Origin of the sequence: Curtobacterium sp. 320, from assembly GCF_031455235.1 — a bacterium.
Lineage (GTDB): Bacteria > Actinomycetota > Actinomycetes > Actinomycetales > Microbacteriaceae > Curtobacterium.
The window spans coordinates 39,207-56,900 of record NZ_JAVDSI010000004.1 but is presented as its reverse complement, the minus strand read 5'-3'; the positions used below and the strand labels follow the sequence as shown (position 1 = coordinate 56,900).

Sequence of the window (17,694 nt, the reverse complement as noted above, 5' to 3'; positions counted from 1 at the left end):
GTGTCACGAGTCGTCCGCCGCCCCCGTTCCGCCGTCCGGAGGCCGGTGACCATCTCGGTCGTCGCCGTGCTCGTGCTGGCGGTCGGCTACCTCGTGGCCGCAGCGGTCGTGCCGTTCGCCCCGGCGAGCGCCTCGACCACCACGTACTCGGCACCGACGTCGTCGGTGCCGGACCTGACGTTCCCCGGCTACGGCGCCACCGCGGTCGAGGCCACCGACTTCCCGGAGAGCCTGCGCACGAGCGGGGACACGAAGCCCCGGTCGATCGCGAGCATCTCGAAGGTCGTCACGGCGCTCGTCGTGCTCGACGAGAAGCCGCTGCGGCCGGGGGAGTCCGGCCCGACGATCACCTTCAGCCCGGGGATGCAGGCGCTCTACGCGAAGTACCTCGCGGTGAACGGCGAGGTCGCGCCGATGCCCGCCGGCCTCCAGCTCTCGGAGTACCAGACGCTCCAGGTCATGCTCATGAAGTCGGCCAACAACTACGCCGGGTCGCTGGCGCTCTGGGCCTTCGGGTCGATGGACGCCTACCGCCAGGCAGCGGACGAGTGGCTCGACGAGCACGGACTCGATCACACCACGATCGAGGAGCCGACCGGCCTCGACGCGCACAACACCTCGACGGCCACCGACCTCGTCGAACTCGGGCAGCTCGCCCTCGCGAACCCGGTGGTGAAGGAGGTCGTCGGCACGAAGCAGGTCACGGTGCCCGGCGCCGGCGCGATCGAGAACTCGAACAAGCTGCTCGGGCTCGACGGTGTCGAGGGCATCAAGACCGGCACGCTCGACGAGGCCGGCGCGTGCCTGCTCTTCGCGGCGACGTACGAGCGCGGTGGCAAGGAGGTCACGGTCGTCGGCGCGATGCTCGGCGGCGTCGACCACGACTCGCTCGACGTCGACGTCCAGCGGCTGCTCCGGTCGGTCGCCGACAACTTCCAGGTCGTCACGCTCACCCACGCCGGGCAGACCTTCGGCACGTTCTCGACGCCGTGGCAGGACGAGGCGGACGCGGTGTCGCGGTCCGCGGCCGAGGTGCTCGTGTGGGGCCGGACGAAGGTGTCCGCGAGGACGAAGCTCGAGCAGATCACCCTCGGGACGAAGGGGGAGCGCGTCGGCACGGTGCGGTTCACCATCACGGACCACGACCCGGTGACGGTGCCGCTCGTGCTCGAGCGGCCGATCGACGACCCGGGCGTGTGGTGGCGGTGGACGAACCCGTTCCAGGGCGCGTGACGGTGCCGGCCTCCGTGCGGCCGTGGCGGCTGTCCGACGCGCCGGTGCTGCTGGCGGCGTCGGCGGACCCGGAGCTCGCGCGCCAGTTCGGTGGTGTGCGCTTCGACGACGTCGCGGCGGCGGAGGCCTTCATCGGGGCGACGTACCGGTTCGACGGGCACGCCCGGTACTGGGCGATCGTCGCGGACGTCGCGGACGTCGCTGACGTCGCTGACGTGGCGGACGGGCGCGCCGGGTCGGGCGGCGCCGGGGCCCGGGTCGTCGGCTGCGTCGGGGTGACGGCCATCGAGCACACCCACGGCACCGCCTGGGTCTCGTACTGGCTCACACCCGAGGCCCGCGGCCGTGGCCTGGCGACCCGCGCACTCGCCGCCGCCGCCGAGGACGCCTTCGCCCTCGGCCTGCACCGCCTCGAACTCGGGCACCGCACGAACAACCCGGCGTCGTGCGCGGTCGCGACCAGGGCGGGGTTCCGCGCCGAGGGAGTGGAACGCGAGAAGCTCCGCTACGGCGACGACCGCTTCGACGTCGAGACCCACGCCCGCCTGGCGACCGACCCGACCCCCGACACCGTGCCACTGCCCCGCGACCCGGCGAGCCCGCCGCCCCGCGACCCGAGCAGCCCACTGCCCCGCGACCCGGCCAGCCCGCCGCCCCGCGACGCCGCCGATGCGGGCCGGGGCTCCTGAGCCCTCACCGGCCGACGGCGCGCTCGACCATCGCACACGGCACGGTGGCGTCCCACCCCGCGATCCTGGGCATCGCGCCGACCCGGACGGTGTCGCCCGGGTGCGCCGCGCAGTACGACGCTCGGTGCTCGATCTCGGCGGACCACTGCGGCCCGTGCTCCCGGAGCGGCACCGCCCCGGCACCGGCCACGAACGCGACGACCGACGCGACGACGAGCACCCCGCCCGCTGCCCGCCACGACCACCGTGCGCGGGCGAGGAACACGTCGGCGGCGAGGACGACCGCCGCGGTCAGGAACATCGACGACGCGGCCGCGTACCGCAGGGGCGCCGTGCCCGCCCACGCCGCCGGGGTGAACGAGGACCACGTCGTGCCGGGCGTCCGGTTCACGATGAGTGCCGCGTACCAGACGACGCCGGCGCCGACGCTCGCGGCGAGGAGCATCCACCGGGTCCGCCAGTCCGCCAGGACGAGGGCGGCCACGACCGCGACCACGAGGAGCACGGCCGGCACGGTGACGACCCACCAGCCGTGCGCCGAGACGGACGCTCCCACCGCACGCACGTCGGCGTTCCCGCTGCCGCCGACCACCTGGGCGACGAACCCGGCGGTCATGTCCCGGAACGAGGTGATGCCACCCCGGTGCGACGCGGAACGGGGGTGCGTCAGCGCTGCCGTGACCTGTGCCGCGACACCGAGCACCGCGACTGCTGCGACGGGGATGACCCGACGCTGCCGACGGCCCAGCAGCAGGAGCGGCAGGAACACGGCGGCCTGGATCTCGCTCGTCGTCACGACCGCCACCGCGACGGCGGTCCACGCGGACGACCACCAGCTCCGCGGACGGTGCGCGAGCAGCCACGGCGCCGCGAACAGCAGGTACCAGTGCAGGTTCGCCGCGGTCCCGGCGATCTCGACGGGTGCCAGCGGGACGAGGGCGGGGACGGCCGCGAGGAGCACCCGGAGTGGCCAGGCCCGCACCACGCCGCGCGCCACGACGAAGACGGTGCCGCACACCGCGCCGAGGACCGCGCACGACATCGCCGAGACGGACAGCGCGTACAGGTCGATCCGCCCGAGCGCGACGGCGGCGTCGACCACCAGCCGGGGCAGGACGTGCAGGTAGCCGTCGTACGGGTGCCACACCGAGCGGACCGGGCCGAGGGTGAGCCGGTCGGTGAGGAAGCGCCCGGAGTCCTCCGCCCAGGCGACGCCGCGGGCCGGGCTCCCGATGCGGACCCACACGAGCAGGCCGGTGGCGACGGCGACGAGGAGCGCCCAGACCGCCGTGGTCCGTCGTCTCCGCGGGTGGTCCGCCGTCGTCATCGGACCCCCTCGTGCCGTCGTGCCGTCCGTGCTGTGCTGCCGATCGATCCTGGCGTGCGCCGGTGGACGGCACCCGTGACGCAGATGCCGTGACTCTCAGACAGACCGACGAGGACACGGACCGACCGGCTGCGCGCGACGACCCCCGGCGACGTAGTGTCGGACGGGTGACGACGACGTTCCCCCGGTCCACCCCGTCCGCCCTCGGCATCGACGCCCGTGGCGTCGCCCGGTTCCTCGACGCCCTCGAGTCGACGCCCGACGTCGAACCCCACAGCATCGTGCTGCTCCGCCACGGTCAGGTGGCGGCCCAGGGCTGGTGGCAGCCCTACGCCGAGGACCGCGTGCACCTGCTCTACTCGCTCAGCAAGAGCTTCACCGCCGCCGCCGTCGGGATCGCCGTCCGCGAGGGACTCATCGACCTCGACGCCACCGCGCTCTCGTACTTCCCGGACCTCGACGCCGAGATCACCGACGAACGCAGCCGCCGCATCCGCGTCCGGCACCTGCTCGCGATGGCGAGCGGCCACCGCGAGGAAGCCCTCGACCGCGCCCGCTCCGCCGACCCGGAGAACCTCGTCCGCGGGTTCCTGCTCACGCCGCCCGACGAGGAGCCCGGCTCCGTCTTCGCGTACAACCAGCCGTGCACCTACACGCTCGCCGCCATCGTCCGGCGGGTCAGCGGCGGCACCCTGGTCGACTACCTGCGCCCGCGGCTGCTCGACCCGCTCGGCATCGACGACCTGGCGTGGCGCCGGGACGAGACCGGCGCCGAGCTCGGGTTCAGCGGGTGCTACGCCCCCACCTCGGCGATCGCCGCGCTCGGCCAGCTGTACCTGCAGCGCGGCGTGTGGGCGGGCGAGCGGATCCTCGACGAGGACTGGGTCGCCGCCGCCACGAGCACGCAGGTGGCGAACCCCGACGAGGGCAACCCGGACTGGTCGCAGGGCTACGGCTTCCAGTTCTGGATGGCCCGCCACGGCTTCCGCGGCGACGGCGCCTACGGCCAGTTCTGCGTCGTCCTGCCGGAGCAGGACGTCGTCCTCGCGCTCACCGGCCAGAGCCTCGACATGCAGGCCGTCCTCGACGCAGCCTGGCAGCACCTCCTGCCCGCCGTCGACGCTGCGGAACTCGACGCGTCCGCGGATGCGGACCTGGACGCGCGGCTCGCCTCCCTGGGACTGCCCCCGGTGCAGGGCGGTCGCCTCCCCGACCTCGGTGCCGGTCCGTTCCGCGGTGACGACATCGATCGGATCGGCTTCACGCGCGACGGCGACCGGTGGCGCGCGGACCTCGAGGTCGACGGCGGGACGCTCTCGGTGCCGGTCGGCGAGGGGGAGTGGGCGGTCGACGGTCCCCTCGCCGCGAGCGGTGCGGTCGCACCGGACGGCGCCGTGCTCGTCGACGTCCGGTTCGTGGAGACGCCGCACCTCGCGCACGTGCGCATCGACCTCGCGGCCGGGACCGCCTCCGCGTCGTGGGTGACCGAGCCGCTGCACGACGGTCCGCTGACGCTGCGCCGCCCCGCCGACTGATCGAGCGCTACGGGGTGTCGGACTTGTGCTCGACGACGTCCTGCAGCTCGGGTCGCTTCGGGGTCACGCCGTCGCCCGAGGACGTGTGCTTGATCCGCCGGACCACCCACGGCACGAGGTACTCGCGCGCCCAGCCGAGGTCCTCGGCGCGGGCCTCCCGCCACGGACGGGCCTCGAGCGGCTCGGGGTTGAACGGTTCGAGCCCGTGCTCGACGCCGAGCGCGTCCAGCACCGCGGCGGCGACGGTCGCGTGGCCCATCGGGGAGTGGTGCAGCCGGTCCGGAGCCCACATCCTCGGGTCGCGGAGGACCCGGAGTGCCCACATGTTCGCGACGAGGGCGCCGTGCTTCAGCGCGATGGCGTGCAGGTTCTCGTTGTAGATCGCCGTCTTGCCGCGGACCATCCCGAGCACCGGGGTCATGCCGACGTCCGGACCGGTGAAGAGCACCACGGTCGCGCCGTCGCTCCGCAGCCGGGACACCATCGCGTCCACTCGCTCGGCGAGCTCGTCGGGGTCGGAGCCCGGCCGGATGATGTCGTTGCCACCGGCCGACACCGTGACGAGGTCGGGACGGAGGGCGAGTGCCGGTTCGACCTGCTCGTCGATGATCTGCTGCAGGAGCCGCCCGCGGATCGCCAGGTTGGCGTAGGCGAAGTCCTCGGACTGGTTCGCCAGGACCTCGGCCACCCGGTCCGCCCAGCCACGGTTCCCGCCGGGGACGGTGGGGTCGGGGTCGCCGATCCCCTCGGTGAACGAGTCACCGATCGCGACGTACCTGGACCACGGATGACGATCTGACACGCCTCGGACCATAGTCTCGTGGCATGACGAAGGCCAACCCCGCGGCGGTGCTGGGCGACGAGCTGCTGGAGCGCATCGCCGCCCGCGCCCCCGGCTACGACGCCGCGAACGCGTTCTGCACCGAGGACCTCGACGAACTCCGGGCGGCCGGCTACCTGCGGCTCGGGGTGCCCGTCGAACGCGGCGGTGCCGGACTGGGGCTCGCCGCGACGACCGCGGTGCAGCGGCGGCTCGCGGAAGCCGCACCGGCGACGGCGCTGGGGCTCGGGATGCACCAGGTCTGGGTGCAGGCGGCGCGCGCCGTCACTGCGCGGAGTGGGTCGTTCCTCCAGGCTGTCACCGACCACGCGGCGGACGACCACCTGCTCGCGTTCGGTGTGAGCGAGCCGGGCAACGACGCCGTCCTCTTCGACTCGCTGACGACGGCGGAGCCGGACGGCGACGGCGGCTACCGCTTCACGGGGACGAAGGTCTTCACCTCGCTGGCCCCAGCGTGGGACGTGCTGAGCGTGTTCGGCAAGGACGGGTCCGGACCGGAGCCGCAGCTCGTGCACGGTTTCGTGCTGCGGTCCGACGGCGACGTCGAGCACCTCGACGACTGGGACACCCTCGGGATGCGGGCGACGCAGAGTCGCACGACGAAGCTGCACGGCGTGCACGTGCCGGCCGACCGGATCGTGCGGACCCTGCCGGTCGGGCCGAACCAGGACCCGCTCGTGTTCGGCGTCTTCGCGGCGTTCGAGCTGCTCGTGGCGTCGGTGTACGTCGGGATCGCCGCGCGTGCGGTGGCACTCGCGGTGTCGGCGGTGCGGTCGCGCACGGCACTCGACGGGACACCGCGGTCCGCGGACCCGGACGTGCGCCGGGCGATCGCGGACATGCGCGGGACGGTCGACGCGATCGAGCTGCAGGTGACCTCGCTCGCCCGGTCGGTCGACGAGCTCGACGACCTCGGGCCGCGGTGGTTCCCGCTGCTCGTCGGGACGAAGGCCCGGGCGGTCGACGCGGCGCAGCACGTCGTGGACGAGGCGATGCGGGTCGTGGGCGGTGGTGCCTACCGGGCCGGTGGCGAGCTCGCGCGCCTGGCCCGGGACGTCCGGGCGGGCCAGTACCACCCGTCGTCGCGGGACTCGGCGGCGCGGACGATCGCGGCGTCGGTGCTGGGGCCGCTCGCGCCGTAGCGTCGCCGCCGCGCCCCAAACTAGTTCGCTTGCGGTACCATTGGCCTCCCCAGTGAACAGGAGGCGGCCGGAGCGTGCCGAGGACCGAGACCACGAACCGGACCGCCCCGCGGCGACGGACCCGCACCCAGCGACTGACGGACCGTGCCCTCGCACTCGACCCCGGGCTCGTGAAGACCGACGGTGCCCTCCGCACGCTCGTCGCCGTCCCGGCCGGCATGGCCGTCGGGTACGCGATCGCGACGGCGTTCGGCCTGCCGGCGATCCTCGGCGTGATGATCGGCGCGATGCCGGCCTTCATCACCTGCCTCGTCATCGTCGACCCGAGCACGGGCTGGACCGCCGCACGCACCGCGGCGGTCCTCGTGCCGTTCGTCGTCGCACTCGCCGGGAGCATCGCCCTGCAGCCGTTCCGGCTCCTCGAACTCGTCCTCATCGTGGTGCTGCTGTTCGTGCAGTTCGCGGCGGCCTCGTGGGGCGTGTGGGCGGCGGACGCGGCGATCGTCGGGTTCGCCGGGTACCTCTGCGGACTCCTGCTGCCCCTGCCCGAGACGAGCGTCGTCCCGCTCGGGCTCGTCGTCGCGGGCTCCCTCGCCGTGACGATCGTCGTCCGCCTGCTGTTCCGGCCGGACCCGCACCGGGCGCTGCTCCGGACCCGTCGCGGGTTCGTCGCCCGGGGGTCCGACGTGCTCGAGGCCGCCGCCGCGGTCCTGGCCGCCGGAGCCGTCGGCGCTGCCGCGGACGACCAGCGCGCCCGCCGCCGAGCCCTCCGCCGGCTCGGACGCGCTCGTGACCGGTACCACGAGATCGCCCTGACGGTCGACGGCATGCTCGCCGCGAGCGGGGTCGACGCCGACACCACCGCCGAGGAACTGCACCGCCTGGTGTTCGACACGCACTTCGCGATCGACGAACTCGGCCGCGCGGCCGGGGCACTGGTCGAGCAGGGCGCGCCGTCCGACGTCCGACACGCCGCGCTCCGGGCCGTCACGCTCGTCCTCCGGCACGGCGGCAGCCACGGCCAGGAGGCAGCGCACACCCTCCTCGCCCGCTACGGGATCACGGCTTCGGCGGCCGACGACGGATCCCGGACGACCGCGATCGTCCGCCGCATGGCCGCCGAGTTCGCCGACCTGCGGTCCGCCGGCCTCCGGTGGCGCGAGCTCCGCGACGAGCTGCCCCGCCACAGTGCCGGCGTGCCCTTCGCCACGCCGGTGATCCTCGCCGGCGGGCGCCCGGCCGGAGCCGTGCCGGTCGTCGCGGATGCCGTCGCCGAAAGCCCGTGGCACCGCTGGCACCTCACCGCGTCGCTCCGGACCGCCGTCCACGCCGCCATCGCCGTCGCGATCGTCGAACCCCTCGCCCTCCTGCTCGACGGCAGCCGGTTCTACTGGGGCGTCATCGGCGTGATGATCGTCCTCGCCGGCACGAACACCACGCACGAGCGGATCCGGAAGGGCCTCCACCGCGGCGTCGGGACGGTCGTCGGGGGAGCGGTCGGGATCGTCCTCGTGCACCTGCTCGGCACGACGCACCCGTGGGTGACGATCGTGCTCGTGTGCGTCCTGCTCGCCGTCGGCACGTACGGCTTCGGCGGCGCGTACTCGGTCTGGGCCGCGTGCCTCGTCGTCGTCCTCTGCCAGGTGTACGCGTTCTCCGGCACCTTCACGGACTCCCTCATCCCGATGCGGCTCGCCGAGAACCTGCTCGGTGCCGCGGTCGCGGTGCTCGTCAGCGCGGTCGTGTTCCCGATCGCCACCCGTGCCGTCTTCCGGCGCGCGGTGCGCCGGCAGCTGGTCGCCGTCCGCGCGTTCGTGCTCGCGTTGGTAGGGGTCGAAGCCGACGACGAGGCGGACGCGGCCGACACGACGGAGGCGGACCGCGCCTCCCGTCAGCTGCGCGCCCGGTCGCGTGCGGTCGACGCCGCCACCTACCAACTGGACGCCGTCCTGCGTCCGATGGTCCGCTTCCCGACCGGCGGGCCGGCGCGCGCCGACGCCAGGACGCGCACCTCCCTGCAGGCGGCCGCGACCTTCGCGCGCGAGGCGGCCGGGAGGCTCGGCTCGGCCCCGCAGGACCCGCCAGCGGCCCTGCGCGGTGCGGCCGACCGCCTGGCCGCCTCGATCGCGCAGCTCGCCGACGGCATCGTGGCCGGACCCCGGTCCGCCACGCCGCCGGCGGTCTGGGTCCGGGTCGGCGACCAGCTCGACGAGGCGGTGGCCGCCGCCTCCGGACGGCCGGACGAGCGGGCGATCGCGACGGCCGCGCACGCCCTCGGCCGGATCGACGAGGCGCTCGCGCTGCTCGCCGACCGCCACCACGCGACGGTCGTCGGGGCTATGTCGGTGGGTCCTGGCATCATCGCCGTGTGAGCAAGCAGGACGGACGCAACCGACTGGTGTCCGACGCCCCCGTCGACGACGTGACGGCGAGCGTGCTGCACGTCGACATGGACGCCTTCTTCGCCTCGGTGGAGCTGCTCGACCGGCCGGACCTCCGCGGGCTGCCGGTGATCGTCGGGCACGACTCCGACCGCTCGGTCGTCACGGCCGCCACGTACGAGGCCCGCAAGTACGGCGTGAACTCCGCGATGCCGATGGCCGTCGCCAAGCGTCGCTGCCCGAACGCGATCATCGTCGAGCCGCACTTCGAGAAGTACCGCGCGAAGTCCGACGCCGTGATGGCCGTCTTCGACCGCTTCACGCCCCGCGTCGAGAAGCTCGGCATCGACGAGGCCTTCCTCGACGTCGCCGGGGCGATCCGGCTGTACGGCACCCCGTGGGAGATCGGCCGGGCGATCCGTGCGGCGGTGTACGCCGAGACGGGCCTGCACTGCTCCGTCGGCGCCGCGTCGACGAAGTTCGTGGCGAAGCTCGCGTCGAGTCGGTCGAAGCCGGACGGCCTGCTCGTCGTGCCGGCTGCCGACACCGTGGCGTTCCTGCACCCGCAGCCCGTGTCGGCGCTGTGGGGGGTCGGCGGCAAGACGCAGGAGACCCTCGAACGACGCGGCATCCGCACCGTGGGGGACCTCGCGACCACGCCACTGGGTTCGCTCGTCTCCGCGCTCGGTCCGGCCGGCGGTCAGCGCCTGCACGACCTCGCGTGGGGCCGCGATCCGCGCGTGGTCGAGAGCGGCGTCGGCGAGAAGTCGATCGGGCACGAGGTCACCTTCGGCCACGACCTCACCGAGCGCGACGACGTCGCCCGTGAACTCCTGCGCCTCGCCGACAAGGTGGCCGTGCGACTCCGACGGGCCGACGTCCAGGCGCGGACGGTGGCGCTCAAGGTCCGCTACACCGACTTCACCACGCTGACCCGGTCCCGCACCCTCGCGGAGCCGACCGACGTCGCCAAGCGTCTGCACCGCGAAGCCGTCGAGCTGTACGACGTGCTGCACCGGCCGGGCAACCGGATCCGGCTCATCGGGGTCCGTGGCGAGAACCTCGTGCCGGCGGCGGCGAGCAACGCGCTCTGGGACGACGACGCGCCGTGGCGCGAGACCGAGACGACGATCGACGCGGTCGCCGCACGCTTCGGCGCGGGCGTGCTCCGACCGGCATCCCTGGTGCGCGGCACGCCCGAGGGGCACGTCCCGCACGCTCGGCAGGACCAAGGGTGACGGTAGAATCTCGTGCAGTGAGCGCAGCCGAGTACACCGATCAGCCAGGGGCGGGGGACCAGCCCGCGGCCCTGTGGGACGACGGCACCGCAGCGCCTGAGCACGCGGTCGTCGCCCACGACGAGGCCGTCGCCGCTGCCGAGGCGGCGGGCAACTCGGCCGTGCAGAACCTGTCGCCGGCCTTCCCGGACCGTGCCGCGTGGGGCACCGCGTCGAAGCTCCGTGCCTGGCAGGTCGAAGCGCTCACCAAGTACTTCGAGACCGAGCCGCGGGACTTCCTCACGGCCGCGACGCCCGGCGCCGGCAAGACCACGTTCGCGCTCCGGCTCGCCACCGAGCTCCTCGCCCGCGGCACCGTCGACCGCATCGTCGTCGTGGCCCCGACGGAGCACCTCAAGCGGCAGTGGGCGGACTCGGCGGACCGCGTCGGCATCCGGATCGACCCGATGTTCAAGAACGGCGACGGCATGTTCGGCCGGCACTACCAGGGCGTGGCGATCACGTACGCCCAGGTCGGCATGAACCCCGAGGTCCACCAGAAGATCACCGCCGGCGGCAAGACGCTCGTGATCCTCGACGAGGTCCACCACGGCGGCGACGCCCTGACCTGGGGCGACGGCATCAGAGAGGCGTTCTCGAAGGCCACCCGTCGCCTGTCGCTCTCCGGCACCCCGTTCCGCTCGGACACCGCGCCGATCCCGTTCGTGCAGTACGCCCCCGACGAGCAGGGCATCCGCACCTCGGTCTCCGACTACAACTACGGCTACGGGCGCGCCCTCAAGGACGGCGTCGTCCGCCCGGTGCTCTTCATGGCGTACGCGGGCCAGATGCGCTGGAAGACCCGCATGGGCGACGAGATGTCGGCGTCGCTCGGCGAGCAGGTCACGAAGGACATCACCGCCCAGGCCTGGCGCACGGCGCTCTCACCCGAGGGCGAGTGGATGCCGGCCGTCCTCTCCGCCGCCGACAAGCGCCTGACCGAGGTCCGCCGTGGTGTGCCGGACGCCGGTGGCCTCGTCATCGCCACGGACACCACCACGGCCCGCGCGTACGCCCGCATCCTGCAGCAGATCACGGGGGAGCGGCCGACGGTCGTCCTCTCCGACGAAGCAGCGGGGTCGAGCCGGATCAGTGCCTTCGCCGAGGACACCTCCCGATGGATGGTCGCCGTCCGCATGGTGTCCGAGGGCGTGGACGTGCCGCGCCTGTGCGTCGGCGTGTACGCCACGAGCGCGAGCACCCCGCTCTTCTTCGCGCAGGTCATCGGCCGCTTCGTCCGTGCCCGTCGCCGCGGTGAGACGGCGAGCGTGTTCCTGCCGAGCGTGCCCGGGCTGATGGCGCTGGCGGCCTCCCTCGAACTCGAGCGCGACCACGCCCTCGACCGCCCGAAGGACGCCGACGACGGGATGTACAACCCCGAGGACGCGATGGTCGCCGAGGCCAACAAGGAGGACCGGGCGTCGGAGAGCCTGCTCGACGTCCAGCCGTTCGAGGCGCTCGACTCGCAGGCGTCCTTCGACCGTGTCCTCTACGACGGCGGCGAGTTCGGCAGCGGCGGCGAGGTGGGCTCGCTCGAGGAACTCGACTTCATCGGCATCCCGGGGTTGCTCGAACCCGACCAGGTGCGCGACCTGCTCCGTGCACGCCAGGCGACGCAGGCGAAGCGCGCGAAGGGCCGCACCCCGAAGGACGGCATGCCCAAGGCAGCCGCCCCCGCGCCCGAGGACCGCCCGATGTACCAGACGATCAAGGAGCAGCGGTCCGAGCTGCACCGGCTCGTCTCGATCTGGTCCCGGCACGCGAACGAGCCGCACGGGGCCATCCACGCCGAACTCCGCCGCATCAGCGGTGGCCCGGCCGTGGCGCAGGCGAGCATCGAGCAGATCCAGAAGCGCATCGACGTGCTGCGCTCCCGCATCGGCGGCCGCCGGTGAGCACCGCGTGATCGAGGCCGTCGACGACCGCACCTGGTACGTCAAGCGCGACGCGGAGTCCTCGCCCGAGGCGATCATCGACCGCTTCGGCGGTGGGTACCGGCTCCGTCGGTTCTCGCTCACCGAGTCCCGCCGGACGCCCCACGGGGTGTACACGGGCGTCGAACTCGCCGAGACCGCGTGGTGGCGGCTCCGCGACAGGCCGCGGACCTCATGACATCGCAAGCCGAAGTCGGGTAGACCGGGGGAATGGCAGACTCCATCCCTCACGTCCTCGTCCTCGGCGGCGGCTCCGCTGGCTACACCACCGTCAAGCAGCTCCAGAAGCACGCAGCGACCGTGCCGATGCGCATCACGCTGGTGGACCAGAACACGTACTACACGTACCTGCCGTTCCTGCCCGAGGTCGCCGGTGGCCACATCGCCCCGAAGGACGTGACCTTCGAGCTGCGTCGTGCGCTCCGCAAGACCCGGGTCATCCAGGGCAAGGTCACCGGGATCTCCTCGGCGGACAAGACCGTCTCGATCGCCACGGCCGGCGGCGACGATCGCACGCTCGGCTACGACCAGCTCGTCGTCGCGCTCGGCTCCGTCACGCGCACGTTCCCGACGCCCGGGCTCGAGGAGTACGGCGTCGGCTTCAAGAGCGTCGAAGAGGCCGCCTACGTCCGCGCGAAGCTCCTCGACAACATCGCCAAGGCCGCTGCCACCCGTGACGAGGACGAGCGCCGCAAGCTGCTCACGAGCATCTTCGTCGGCGGCGGGTACACCGGCGTCGAGGCGATCGGCGAACTGTTCGACGTCTCGCAGGCCGCCATCAAGACCTACCCGTCGCTCGCCGGCGAGCACCCCCGCTGGGTCCTCATCGACGCGCTCGACCGCGTCGCACCCGAGGTCGGTCCGGAGCTGTCCAAGTGGACCCTCGAGTCGCTGCGTGCCCGCGGCATCGACGTCCGCCTGAAGACGACCATGCCGAGCTGCGAGGGTGGCGTCGTCAAGCTCTCCGACGGCGACGAGTTCGCCACCGGCCTGCTCGTCTGGACGGCCGGCGTGAAGCCGAACCCGCTCCTCGACGCGTCCGACCTGCCGCGCGGCCCGAAGGGTCACCTCGCCGCGAACGCGAAGCTGCAGGTCGAGAGCGAGGACACCCACGAGGTCGTCCCCGGCGTCTGGGGCCTCGGCGACGTCGCGCAGGTGCCCGACCTGACGGCCGAGAAGCAGCCGGCGTACTACCCGCCGAACGCGCAGAACGCCGTCCGCCAGGCCGTCGTGGCCGCGGACAACGTGGTCGCGACGATCACGGGCAAGCCGCTCGAGGAGTACCGCCACCCGTCCATCGGCACCGTTGCGTCGTACGGTGTCGCGAAGGGTGCGGCGAACATCAAGGGCATCAAGATGACGAACCTCCTCGCGTGGCTCGCGCACCGCGCCTACCACGTGTACGCGATGCCGACGCTGAACCGCAAGGTGCGCATCGTGATCGGGTGGGTCACCGGGGCCGTGTCGGGTCGCGACGCGACGTCCCTCATCAAGGAGACCGACCCGCGCCGCACGTTCGTCGAGGCGTCGAAGTCCTAGACGCGCGTTCCTGACGGACGGGAGGCGCGGTGCCGGCTGGCACCGCGCCTCCCGTCCGTCGTCCGGTCGCGCCGACGCGCGTGGTGCGGCAGACTGACTCCCTCGGTGCCGCCGCACGGAGGTCCTGGAAGACACCGCACGTGACCACCACCATCTCCTGCCCCCGCTGCCGAGCCGTTCGTCGCCCCACCGGGGTGCACCGCTGCCCCGGACCCGACGACCCGGCCCGAGCGCTGGGCGTGGGCAGCAGCGTCGCCGCGGTCCTGGACGTGCTCGCCAGTGTCGGCCGACCGTTCCTCGTCGGCGGGGTGGTCCGCGACGCGCTGTTCCGTGCGTCCGGGCGGGCGGTCCCCATCGTCGACGACCACGACGTCGACGTCGAGGTGCACGGCACGGACACCGCCTCGGTCGTCGACGCCCTGTGCGCGGCGGGAGCCGTCGTCGTCACCACGGGCGCGCGATTCGAGGTCCTCAAGGTCGTGGTCGAGGGCGTGCACGTCGACGTCGCGGTGGTGCCGGGGAACGCCGACGACGACGGGCTCGCCGCGGCCGCGGTCCGTCGCGACTTCACGGTCAACGCGGTCGCGTGGGACCCGGCGACGAACGAGTACGTCGACGCGGTCGGTGGGATCGACGACGCTGCCCGGGGTGTGCTCCGACATACCTCGGACCGGTTCGGGGACGATCCGCTGCGGGTGCTGCGCGCCGTACAGTTGGTGGCGCGCTTCGACCTCGTGCTCGACCCTTCGACGGTGGACGTCGCCCGGTCGCTGGTGGACGCGTTCCCGTCCGTGGCCGCCGAGCGGGTCTGGCCGGAGATCCGGAAGGCGGCGCGGGGCGACCACCAGTCGCGGGCGCTCCAGGTGCTGCACGACACCGGGTGGGAGCGGCACCTCCCGGGGCTCGCCGCGGTGCGCGACGTGCCGCAGGACCCGCGGTGGCACCCCGAGGGGCCCGTGCACGTGCACCTGGGGCTCGCGGCGGACGCTGCTGCCGCTGCCTGCACGGCCGACGGCGTCACCGGTGAGGACCGCACCGTCGTGGTGGTCGGCGCGCTCCTGCACGACCTCGGCAAGGCGGGCGACGGGACGCAGCGGGAGCGTGACGACGACGGCACGGTCCGGGTCCGCAGCCTCGGGCACGAGGTCTCGGGCGCGCATGCGGCGCGCGACCTGCTGCGGCGGATCGGCGCGCCGCGCACCCTCACCGAGCGCATCGCCACGATCGTGCGTGAGCACATGGTGGTGCACTCGACCGACGGTGCGGCGCCGTCGGTGCCTGCGGCGCGCCGACTTCTCCGTCGTCTCGGCGGGTCGATGGCGACCGCCGAGTGCTGGGCCCGGGTGTGCGAGGCGGACTCGCAGGGACGGGGTGCGGCGTCCGGGCCGTCATCGGCGTGGACGTGGCTCGCGGTCATGCGTGCCGACGAGGCCGCGGGACCCCGCGTGCGCCTCGTGACCGGGCGGGACCTCGTCGCGGCGGGGCTCGCGCCGGGCCCGCGGTTCCGGGAGGTGCTGGACGCCGCGGCCGAGGCGCAGGACGAGGGCCGCTTCGAGGACGCGGCGGGCGCTCAGCGCTGGTTGCATGAGCGGCTTAGTCCGCCACGGTGATCGTCACCGTGGTGGACTCGGTGGACGCGCCCGCATCGTCGCGGTAGCGCACCGTGATGGTGTGCCGACCCGGCGTCAGCCCGGTGTCCCCGCGCCGGATGTGCCCGCTGAACCGGCCCCCGGCTCCGGTCGACACCGTGCCGACGAGCGCGCCGTCGACGGCGACCTCGACGTCGGTGTCCGCCCAGCCGGTGATCGTGACCGGCAGCGGGCCGCCCGTCGCGGTGCTCCCGTCGGCGGGGTCGGCGATGGTCGGGACGAACGCGAAGGGGGCGCTGTTCGTCGCCGCGGAGGTGTTCCCGGCGGCGTCCCGTGCGGTGGCGCGGATCCCGGTGGCGGTCGGGGTGAGGCCGTCCACGGCGACGCGCCAGTGACCGTCGGCACCGGTGGTGGTGGACACGGTCGCCGTGCTGTTCGTGCCGCTCGTGCTGTTCGTGGCGCCTGTGCCGCTCGTGCCGCTCGTGCCGCGGACGACGGTGACGTCGATCGTGCTGCCGGCCTCGGCGGCGCCGGAGAACACCGGCGGGGTGGTGTCGGTGGGCGTCCAGGTCGTCGCGATCGTCGGCGCCGCCGGAGCCGTGGTGTCCACGGTGACCGTGACGACCACGGGGACCGAGGTGGCGTGGTCCGGCGTCGTCGCGGTGATGCTGACCCGTTCGACCCCGTCCCCGGAGAACCGCAGCGTGGTCCTCCACGTGCCGTCGGACCCGGTGGTGGTCGCGGCGGTGAGGGTGCCGGAGCGGACCTCGACGCGGCTGCCGGGCGTCGCCTCCCCGGTGAGCTCGACGGTCCGGCTGGCGACGAGCATCGTGTCCTCGGCCGGGACCGGGGGAGCGGAGCGCGGCAGCTGCGGGTCGACCCCGCCGGTGGTCGAGGATCCGCCGGTCCCCGGTGGCGTGGGGCTCGCACTCGGTTCGTCGGTGCGGACGTCGGGTGTCGAGGACGCCCCGGCGGAGGAGCCCCCGAGGACCGTGTCGATGACGGGGGTCGGAGCGGTCGGGACCGTCGTCGGTGCACTGGTGTCGTCGCGACCGGGCGATGGCAGGGGACTCGGTTCGGCGACGTGGGACGGGGCGGTGCGGTCGGCCGGTGCGGGGTGCTCACCGGACGGCGCCGAGCCGTTCGTGGCACCTGGTGCGCGCGCGCCGGCGGTGGACGTGCCGGTCGGATGGTCGTCGGACCACGTCCCCGCGACGGCGACGACGGTCGTGACGACGACGAGCGCTGCGACCACGCCGACCAGTCCGGTGACCGGTAGGGGCACCCGGCGAGCAGCACCCGTCGCCGAGGCCGAGCGGGCGGTGGACACGGCCGCCGCAGCGGGGGCGTCCGCGTGGAGCACCGCGTGGCCGATGCCCAGACCGACCACCGGCGGGAGGAGTGCCGCCGCGATCCGTCCGGCGAGTCGGCGGGTGTCCTCGAGCACCGGCGGGCAGTGCACGCAGTCGCGGATGTGCGCCTCGAGCTGACGACGGTCGCGCGCGGTGAGCGTGCCCGCTTCGTAGGCGCCGAACGCGGCCAGTCGCCGACGGCACTCGTCGGGCAGGCCGTCCGTCGCGAGGTGTTCCTGGACCCAGGCCGCACGGAGCGCCCGCCGTGCGCGGAACGCCAGGGACGAGACGGCTCCGGGCTGGAGGTCGACCAACGGGGCGACGTGTCGAGGTCGCAGTCCCTCGACCTCGGTGTACCAGAGCACGCTCTGCCACCGTTCGGGCAGGGTGCTGAACGCTCGCCCCAGGGCCGTGCGGTCGGCGGCGCGGGCCATCTCCGTCGCTGCGTCGGTGCCGGAGTCCTCGAAGGCGTCGAAGTCGACGTCGGCGTCCGTGTGGCGGGCGCGTCGGCGGAACTCGGTGTTGGCGACGTTGCGGATGACCGTGTACAGGTAGGGGCGGAAGAGTTCGTCCGGACCGGCCCCGCGTTCGATCGCATCGATGACGTTCGTGAAGGCCTCGGACACGACGTCCTCGGCGTCCGAGGAGCCCACGAGTCCGGTCGCGTGCCGGACGGCGGCACGGTGGTGCCGGCTCCACAGCGCTGCCACCGCCGACCGGTCGCCGTCACGCGTCGACCGGATCAGTGCAGCGTCACTGCCTGGCTCAGGGGCACCGCGCACGTCGTTCGTCTCCTCGTCCTGGGTTCACCGGCTGGGCGGTGCCGTCCATCTGAACACACCGCTCTCGGATGCG

General features: G+C 73.7%; 13 protein-coding genes. 10 read left to right on the top strand and 3 right to left on the bottom strand.

What is annotated here, in order from left to right:
• Together J2X60_RS07130 and J2X60_RS07125 are read left to right on the top strand one after the other, a co-directional pair.
• Positions 1-1,233 carry a D-alanyl-D-alanine carboxypeptidase gene (locus J2X60_RS07130; RefSeq protein ID WP_309886932.1) on the top strand — a complete coding sequence of 411 codons (1,233 nt, stop codon included), beginning with the start codon at positions 1-3 and terminating at the stop codon, positions 1,231-1,233.
• Positions 1,234-1,235: 2 nt separating this feature from the next.
• Positions 1,236-1,922 (top strand): GNAT family protein, encoded by a 687-nt coding sequence (locus J2X60_RS07125; protein ID WP_309886931.1) that lies wholly within the window; start codon positions 1,236-1,238, stop codon positions 1,920-1,922.
• A 4-nt stretch (positions 1,923-1,926) separates the two neighbouring features.
• Here J2X60_RS07125 and J2X60_RS07120 read toward each other — a convergent pair whose 3' ends face one another.
• Entirely contained in the window at positions 1,927-3,249 is a 1,323-nt protein-coding gene (locus J2X60_RS07120) for a hypothetical protein (RefSeq protein WP_309886929.1), read from the bottom strand.
• Positions 3,250-3,416: 167 nt separating this feature from the next.
• Here J2X60_RS07120 and J2X60_RS07115 point away from each other — a divergent pair, with 167 nt between their 5' ends.
• Positions 3,417-4,784 (top strand): serine hydrolase, encoded by a 1,368-nt coding sequence (locus J2X60_RS07115; protein WP_309886928.1) that lies wholly within the window; start codon positions 3,417-3,419, stop codon positions 4,782-4,784.
• A gap of 7 nt (positions 4,785-4,791) precedes the next feature.
• On the opposite strand, the gene J2X60_RS07110 is transcribed toward J2X60_RS07115, so the two are convergent.
• A complete protein-coding gene (locus J2X60_RS07110) occupies positions 4,792-5,586 on the bottom strand; it encodes an SGNH/GDSL hydrolase family protein (protein ID WP_261647319.1) in 795 nt (264 codons plus the stop codon).
• Between the two features lie 23 nt (positions 5,587-5,609).
• On the opposite strand from J2X60_RS07110, the gene J2X60_RS07105 reads away from it, so the two are divergent.
• The 7 genes from J2X60_RS07105 (at position 5,610) to J2X60_RS07075 (ending at position 15,508) form a co-directional block, all read left to right on the top strand.
• On the top strand, positions 5,610-6,767 hold the full coding sequence (locus J2X60_RS07105; RefSeq protein ID WP_309886927.1) for an acyl-CoA dehydrogenase family protein: 1,158 nt from the start codon (positions 5,610-5,612) through the stop codon (positions 6,765-6,767).
• A 74-nt stretch (positions 6,768-6,841) separates the two neighbouring features.
• Positions 6,842-9,139 carry an FUSC family protein gene (locus J2X60_RS07100; protein ID WP_309886926.1) on the top strand — a complete coding sequence of 766 codons (2,298 nt, stop codon included), beginning with the start codon at positions 6,842-6,844 and terminating at the stop codon, positions 9,137-9,139.
• Entirely contained in the window at positions 9,136-10,386 is a 1,251-nt protein-coding gene (dinB, locus tag J2X60_RS07095; protein ID WP_309886924.1) for a DNA polymerase IV, read from the top strand. Before J2X60_RS07100 ends, dinB begins: the two co-directional genes overlap by 4 nt.
• A gap of 17 nt (positions 10,387-10,403) precedes the next feature.
• The gene (locus J2X60_RS07090; protein ID WP_396127740.1) at positions 10,404-12,320 is read left to right on the top strand and encodes a DEAD/DEAH box helicase; all 1,917 of its coding nucleotides are present in this window, start codon (positions 10,404-10,406) and stop codon (positions 12,318-12,320) included.
• Between the two features lie 7 nt (positions 12,321-12,327).
• A complete protein-coding gene (locus J2X60_RS07085; protein WP_070419019.1) occupies positions 12,328-12,537 on the top strand; it encodes a hypothetical protein in 210 nt (69 codons plus the stop codon).
• Positions 12,538-12,569: 32 nt separating this feature from the next.
• Positions 12,570-13,898: an NAD(P)/FAD-dependent oxidoreductase gene (locus J2X60_RS07080; RefSeq protein WP_071296325.1), complete on the top strand. Its 1,329-nt coding sequence runs from the start codon at positions 12,570-12,572 to the stop codon at positions 13,896-13,898.
• Positions 13,899-14,038: 140 nt separating this feature from the next.
• Positions 14,039-15,508 carry an HD domain-containing protein gene (locus J2X60_RS07075; protein WP_309886923.1) on the top strand — a complete coding sequence of 490 codons (1,470 nt, stop codon included), beginning with the start codon at positions 14,039-14,041 and terminating at the stop codon, positions 15,506-15,508.
• Here the strand turns inward: J2X60_RS07075 and J2X60_RS07070 are convergent.
• Entirely contained in the window at positions 15,492-17,549 is a 2,058-nt protein-coding gene (locus tag J2X60_RS07070; protein WP_309886922.1) for a sigma-70 family RNA polymerase sigma factor, read from the bottom strand. The genes J2X60_RS07075 and J2X60_RS07070 overlap by 17 nt on opposite strands.
• Between the last annotated feature and the right edge of the window lie 145 nt (positions 17,550-17,694).

Excerpts from the sequence above, each read along its gene's own strand:
- J2X60_RS07105 (WP_309886927.1), top strand. The coding sequence starts at position 5,610 with ATGACGAAGGCCAACCCCGCGGCGGTGCTGGGCGACGAGCTGCTGGAG.
- J2X60_RS07120 (WP_309886929.1), bottom strand. The coding sequence starts at position 3,249 with ATGACGACGGCGGACCACCCGCGGAGACGACGGACCACGGCGGTCTGG.
- J2X60_RS07080 (WP_071296325.1), top strand. The coding sequence starts at position 12,570 with ATGGCAGACTCCATCCCTCACGTCCTCGTCCTCGGCGGCGGCTCCGCT.